The 6,465-nt window shown below is 73.7% G+C and carries 4 protein-coding genes and 1 pseudogene; 2 read left to right on the plus strand and 3 right to left on the minus strand.

Annotation, left to right across the window (positions count from 1 at the left end; translation table 11 throughout):
- Positions 1–714 precede the first annotated feature (714 nt).
- The 3 genes and pseudogenes from ACFV4F_RS24245 to ACFV4F_RS24255 form a co-directional block, all read right to left on the minus strand.
- Positions 715–1,851: pseudogene (locus ACFV4F_RS24245) on the minus strand (diguanylate cyclase domain-containing protein); the annotation flags it as partial.
- 368 nt (positions 1,852–2,219) lie between these two features.
- Positions 2,220–3,344, minus strand: coding sequence for an adenylate/guanylate cyclase domain-containing protein (locus tag ACFV4F_RS24250; protein ID WP_380439106.1), 1,125 nt, complete (start codon positions 3,342–3,344; stop codon positions 2,220–2,222).
- Positions 3,345–3,515: 171 nt separating this feature from the next.
- A complete protein-coding gene (locus ACFV4F_RS24255) occupies positions 3,516–4,409 on the minus strand; it encodes a biotin--[acetyl-CoA-carboxylase] ligase (protein ID WP_380439104.1) in 894 nt (297 codons plus the stop codon).
- Between the two features lie 233 nt (positions 4,410–4,642).
- Between ACFV4F_RS24255 and ACFV4F_RS24260 the strand changes: the two genes are divergently transcribed.
- Positions 4,643–6,232: an acyl-CoA carboxylase subunit beta gene (locus tag ACFV4F_RS24260; protein WP_380439102.1), complete on the plus strand. Its 1,590-nt coding sequence runs from the start codon at positions 4,643–4,645 to the stop codon at positions 6,230–6,232.
- A 41-nt stretch (positions 6,233–6,273) separates the two neighbouring features.
- Positions 6,274–6,465, plus strand: a 192-nt coding sequence (locus ACFV4F_RS24265) for an acyl-CoA carboxylase subunit epsilon (protein WP_380505471.1), incomplete at its 3' end; no start/stop codon positions are given.

Below are 6,465 nucleotides of genomic sequence, written 5' to 3' on the forward strand. Positions count from 1 at the left end.
CACCCACAGAGTCGGCAGTCGGAAAATCATCCAGCCCCCGGAGCGGCCACCCCCGCAGCCACCCCCGGCACCCCCCACCCACCCGAAAGCCCACGACCCCGCCCCAAGCCCCGCGCAGCGGAACCCTCAAACCCCCGGCGGCGAAGCCGGCCCCGAAAGCGCCACCGCCACCAACGCCCGCATCACACAAGCCGCCTGCCCCAGAGGAAGCGTCGCATCATCCGCGAACAGCTCCACGAGCCAGCCACCCGCCGGATTCTGCCCACCCGCCGCGACCATCCCCCGGTAGCCGGAGACGACGAGCATCGCCTCCTCCGCCGGGTCGTTGCCGGCCGCCCCCGCCCGGAGGGCAAACGCACCGCCCCGGACGGCCCGTCGAGTCATCGGGTAGTGCCGGAGATCGAAGACCGCGTCCGGGGCCTCGATCTGGGCGCGCTGGGTCTCGGCACGGGTGCTGCTGGGCCCGCTGGTCATCCGGTAGACGGCGTGCTGGGCGGTCCGCATCAGCTGGGACCCCGGCGGCACGTACGACACCCACCACCCCACCGCGTCCAGCAGCCGGGCGGCGGCCTCGGCGACGACCGCGAGTTTGCCGAGGGTGTCGGCGCTGTGGACGGCGCGGGCGGCGCCGTGCTGGTCGAGGGCGGACAGGACGGCGGTGAGCAGCTGCCCGGGGTCGGCGCTGTGCGCGGCACCCCGGAACCGCCGCCGGTCGCCGTTGCCGATCCGCCCGCCGGGCCGCCCGCGCCCGTCCGCCCGGTGGTGGGGGTCGGCGGCGTCGGCCAGCAGCACCGTGGGGTCGGGCGAGAAGCCGGGCCCGTGGCTGCGCCCGGCGACGACGGGGTGGGCGGCGCGGGCGGCCTTGGCCCGGTACTGGGCCGCGTCGGCGAGCCGGAAGAGGCGGTCGGGGGTGGTGACGGGCCCGATGGAATCCCCCGTCGAGGCGACCCCGCACGCCACCCCCTCGCCCTCGGACAGCGCCAGCGCCCGCGCGCACAGCTCCTCGGCGACGGCCACGACCTCGTCGGCCTTCTGGCCCTCCGCGAGCAGGCAGAACTCGTCGCCGCCGAGCCGGGCCGCGAGGCTGCCGGGCAGTTTGGCGGCGGCGAGCGACAGCTGGTGGGCGAATCGTTCCAGCAGGCGGTCGCCCATTTCGTGGCCGAGCTGGTCGTTGACCCGCTTGAGGCCGTTGACGTCGCACACGACCAGCGACACGACGGTGTTGTCCCGGTTGTGCGCCTCCAGGGCGCTCTCCAGCCGGGCGTCCACCGCGCGCCGGTTGGCGAGGCCGGTGAGCGGGTCGGAGAAGGCGAGTTTGCGCAGGTCGGCGAGGCGCTCGGTCTGGGCGAGCCCGGCCGAGACCTGGGCGGCCAGCAGGGTGGCGTAGTCGGCGTCGGCCTCGGTGAACTCGGGCATCCCGGTGGCCCGGGCCAGGTAGAGCTCGCCCCAGGCCTGCCCGTGCAGGACGATCGGCGCGACGACGCAGCAGCCCCGCCCGCGCCGGCGCAGCGCCGCGGCGCGTTCCTGGCAGTACGCGCCGGCGGTGGGATGCACGTGACCGGCGTGGGGTTCGCTGTTCTCGGCGGTCTGCAGCCAGGCGCGCGGCAGCCGTCCGGTGGTCCAGCGTTCCTCCAGATAGGTGACGATCTCCGGGAAGTCGGCGACGGGGTAGGACTCGTCCTCGGGCTGTTCCTCCTCGCCGGGGGCGAGGTCGCCGTGGTTGACGAGGACCCGCAGCCGCCCGGACTCACGGTCCCAGACGGAGACGGCGGCCATGGTGGCGCCGAGCGCCTCGGTGGCGCGGGCGGCGGCGGCGCGGACGGCCTCCAGGGGGGTGAGCGCCCCGGCCATGTCCTGGGCGAGCTCGACCACGGACTGCAGTCGCAGGTCGGGCAGGGCGGCGGGCCGCCCGGAGGCGTCGCAGTCGCAGCCGCGGTCCGTCATGGTCGCCTCACTGCTCACCGGCTCGCCCCGCTCCCTGTGCCCGGTCCTACCGAGGGCAGCCGCACGCGTACCGGCCGCTGCACCAAGACTATGGCGACTTCACCCGGTTATGCCCCGTTTCGACCCACACACCGGTCGCCCGTTCGACGGCAAGCCCCCGGCCCCAGCCCCAGACCCCAGCCCAAGCCCCAAGCCCCAGAGCCCAGCCCGGCCCCAAGCCCCAGACCCCAGCCCGGCCCCCGGCCACCCCGGCCGGCCGACCCGACTCCCGTCGGCTACTCCGGCTTGAGCCGCCGCGACAGCAGCCACGGCTCGACCAGCCCGAGCCCCCGCACCGGCCGCCGCCACATCGGCTGCAGGTGGAAGCGGTGCCCGGAGTCCGGCGAGGGCAGCGGAAGCCCGGAGGCGGGCATCCCGGCGGCGGCCGAGAGCGCCTCGGCGAGGCCGGGCCCGTCCGCGTCGGGCGGGGCGACACTGCCGTTCTGCTCCAGCGCGGCGGCGAACTCGCCGTCGATCAGCACGGCGTCCTTGGGCGCGATGGAGGTGAGCCGGCTGGCCAGGTTGACGGTTGTGCCGAAGACGTCGCCCATCCGGGAGGTCACGGTGCCGAAGGCCATGCCGACCCGCAGTGCGGGGATGGTCTCGTCCTCGGCGAGCGCGTCGATCAGGCCGAGCGCGATCTCGGCGGCGGTCACCGGGTCCTCGGAGACGTAGAGGATCTCGTCGCCGAGGGTCTTGATGACCCGGCCGCCCTGCCCGGCGATCAGGTCGGAGCAGGTGTTCTCGAAGGTCTCGACGAGCTCGCCGAGTTCCTCCTCCTCCAGCCGCCGGGAGAGGCGGGTGAAGCCGACCAGGTCGGCGAAGCCGACGGCGAGCCGGCCGCTGGTGATCTCGTGGTCCTCGGCGGCCTGCACGACCCGCCCGGTGACGGCGGCCAGCTGGCGCCGCCAGACGTAGACGAGGAACTGCTCCAGCTCGGGCAGCAGCAGCTCGACCAGTGGGTAGGCGACCTCGGCGCGGGTGAGGCCCGGCTCGACGGACTGGGTGAGGTTCTCCAGGAAGGTGTCCATCTGCCAGCCGGCCAGCCGCGCCGTGGTCTGCCCGGTGGAGCGGGCCACCTGGATCGCCATCGACTCGCTGAGCAGGCCGGACTCGACCAGTCCGGCCAGCCGGCGCAGCGCGATCACGTCACCGTCGGTGAGGGCCCGGGACTGTCCGATGTCGGGGAAGCCCATCGCCCGCCAGAAGCGGGTGGCCAGCTCCATCGGGACGTCGGCGGCCCTCGCGGCCTGGTAGGGGGTGTAGCGGCGCGGTGCGTCCAGGATCAGGCGTTCGAGTTCGAGCGCGACCGTCTGGTCGTGGCTGTCCGCCGTCCCGCCGTTGCTGCCGTCCTCTGCCACCGGTCCGTCCCCGTGCGGTCGCCGCACTTGCCTCGTGTCCTACCTGTCCGGGCGCCCGCCCGCCACCCGGGCGGACAGTGGCGCGCCTCACACCGCTGCCAGGTGGAATGTTCGCACGGAATCGCGTGATCCGGGGCATCCGCCCGGGTCAAGGAGAGGTGAAGATGCCGTTCAGCGGGGTTCGGGGCGCACGTGGACGACGTCCCCCGCGCCCACCGCACGGCGCGCGCCCTCCGGCGTACGAACCACCAGCCGCCCGTCGCCGTCGATCGCCACGGCCTCCCCGGTGAGCTCGGTGTCGCCCGGCAGGTGCACCTTGACCTGGCGGCCGAGCGTGGTGCAGCGGTCGACGTAGGCGCGGAGCAGGTCGCTCGCGTGCGGGTCGCCGGCGGCGGCCGTCCAGTCGCCGTAGAGCTCGGCGAACTCGCGCAGCAGGGCGCGCAGCAGGGTGGAGCGGTCGGTGACGGCGGCGCCGGCCAGGGCGAGCGAGGCGGCGGTGGGGACGGGCAGCTCCTCCTCGCGCAGCGTGACGTTGAGGCCGACCCCGGCGACGACGGCGCCGCCGCTCAGTTCGGTCAGGATGCCGCCGAGCTTGCGCTCGGCGCCGTCGACCTCGACCTGGAGGTCGTTGGGCCACTTCAGCCCGACCTCGACGCCGGCGACCCGGTCCAGGGTGCTGGCCACGGCGACGCCGACCAGGATCGGCAGCCAGCCGTACCGCTCGACCGGCACCTCCTCGGGGCGCAGCAGGACGGAGAGGAACAGCCCCGAGCGAGGCGGCGCCGTCCACTGCCGGTCCAGCCGCCCGCGTGCGGCGCTCTGCGCCTCGGCGACCAGGACGGCGCCCTGCGGCGCACCGGCCAGGGCGCGGGCGGCGAGGTCGGTGTTGGTGGAGCCGGTCTCGGTGACGACGTCGAGCGAGGTCCACAGCCCTCCCGGGAGCACCAGGTCCCGGCGCAGCGCGTCCTCGTCCAGCGGCGGGCGGTCCAGGTCGGTCCACGGTGACGGCCCGGCGTGGCCGAAGCCGCGGAGTCCACTGCGGCGGGGGGTCTCGGGTGCGCTCATGGGAACGACCCTAGACGGGCCCGACGGCCCACGCCGTCCCATCGTGCCGCAGAACGGCCGTCAACAAAACTGTGTCGCTGACCATAACGGCCGGGCGTTACGTCTGGCCCTCCGTGCTGGCTACGCTACCCAACGGTAGTTCGCAGCGCCGCCCTGCCCTCCTGTGCGGGCCCCCGTTCCGGTCCGCGCGCACTCGAACAGGTCGCGGCCCAGGATCAGGGAGAGCCACCGGAATGACCGAGGCCCCGTACGACCCCCACACCACCGCGGGCAAGCTCGCCGACCTGCGGCGCAGGATCGACGAGGCGGTGCACTCCGGCTCCGCCAAGGCGGTGGAGAAGCAGCACGCCAAGGGCAAGCTGACGGCCCGGGAGCGGGTCGCGGAGCTGCTGGACGAGGACTCCTTCGTCGAGTTCGACGAGTTCGCCCGGCACCGCTCGACCAACTTCGGGCAGGAGAAGAACCGCCCGTACGGCGACGGCGTGGTCACCGGCTACGGCACCGTCGACGGCCGCCAGGTCGCCGTGTTCGCCCAGGACTTCACCGTCTTCGGCGGCTCCCTCGGCGAGGTCTTCGGCGAGAAGATCGTCAAGGTCATGGACTTCGCGCTGAAGACCGGTTGCCCGGTCATCGGCATCAACGACTCCGGCGGCGCCCGGATCCAGGAGGGCGTGGTCTCGCTCGGCCTGTACGGCGAGATCTTCCGCCGCAACGTGCACGCCTCCGGCGTGATCCCGCAGATCTCGCTGATCATGGGCCCCTGCGCCGGCGGCGCGGTGTACTCCCCCGCGATCACCGACTTCGTCGTGATGGCCGACCGGACCTCGCACATGTTCATCACCGGCCCGGACGTCATCAAGACCGTCACCGGCGAGGACGTCGGCATGGAGGAGCTGGGCGGCGCGCGCACCCACAACACCAAGTCGGGCAACGCGCACTACCTGGCCACGGACGAGAAGGAGGCGATCGAGTACGTCAAGAGCCTGCTCTCGTACCTGCCCTCCAACAACCTCTCGGACCCGCCGTCCTACCCCGAGCAGGCGGACCTCGACATCACCGACGAGGACCTCGAACTCGACACGATCGTGCCGGACTCGGCGAACCAGCCGTACGACATGCGCAAGGTGATCGAGCACATCGTCGACGACGGCGAGTTCCTGGAGACCCAGCCGCTGTTCGCCGGCAACATCATCACCGGCTTCGCCCGGGTCGAGGGCCAGTCGGTGGGCATCGTCGGCAGCCAGCCGATGGACCTGGCCGGCTGCCTGGACATCAACGCCAGCGAGAAGGCCGCCCGCTTCATCCGCACCTGCGACAGCTTCAACGTCCCGGTGCTGACCTTCGTCGACGTGCCCGGCTTCCTGCCCGGCACCGAGCAGGAGTGGGACGGCATCATCCGCCGCGGCGCCAAGCTGATCTACGCCTACGCCGAGGCCACCGTGCCGCTGATCACCGTGATCACCCGCAAGGCCTTCGGCGGCGCCTACGACGTCATGGGCTCCAAGCACCTCGGCGCCGACCTCAACCTGGCCTGGCCGACCGCCCAGATCGCGGTCATGGGCGCGCAGGGCGCGGTCAACATCCTGCACCGCCGCGAGATCGCCGAGGCCGAGGCCGCCGGCACCGCCGAGGAGAAGCGGGCCGAGCTCATCGCCTCGTACGAGGACACCCTGCTCAACCCGTACCTCGCGGCCGAACGCGGCTACGTGGACGCGGTGATCGCGCCGAGCGAGACCCGCCGCCACATCGTCCGCGGCCTGCGGGCGCTGCGCGGCAAGCGCGAGGTGCTCCCGCCGAAGAAGCACGGCAACATCCCCCTGTAGGTCCACTGCCCAGAACAAGGCCGTAGCGAGAGGATTGAGCCATGGCCCCGATCCACGTGCTGCACGGGCAGCCGACCCCCGAGGAGCTAGCCACCGTCCTGGCGGTGGTCCAGGCCCGGGGGGGGGGGGGCGCCCCCCCGCGCCCCCCCCCCCGCGCGGGCGGGGGGGGGCGGGCGCGCGCGCCGGGCCCGACTCACCCCCGTCCCCGCGCCCCCCCCCGGCGGCCCCGCGCG

Source organism: Kitasatospora sp. NPDC059722 (assembly GCF_042733235.1).
Classification (GTDB): Bacteria; Actinomycetota; Actinomycetes; order Streptomycetales; family Streptomycetaceae; genus Kitasatospora.

Coding starts and splice junctions, on each gene's coding strand:
- ACFV4F_RS24255 (WP_380439104.1), bottom strand. CDS start 4,409: ATGAGCGCACCCGAGACCCCCCGCCGCAGTGGACTCCGCGGCTTCGGC.
- ACFV4F_RS24260 (WP_380439102.1), top strand. CDS start 4,643: ATGACCGAGGCCCCGTACGACCCCCACACCACCGCGGGCAAGCTCGCC.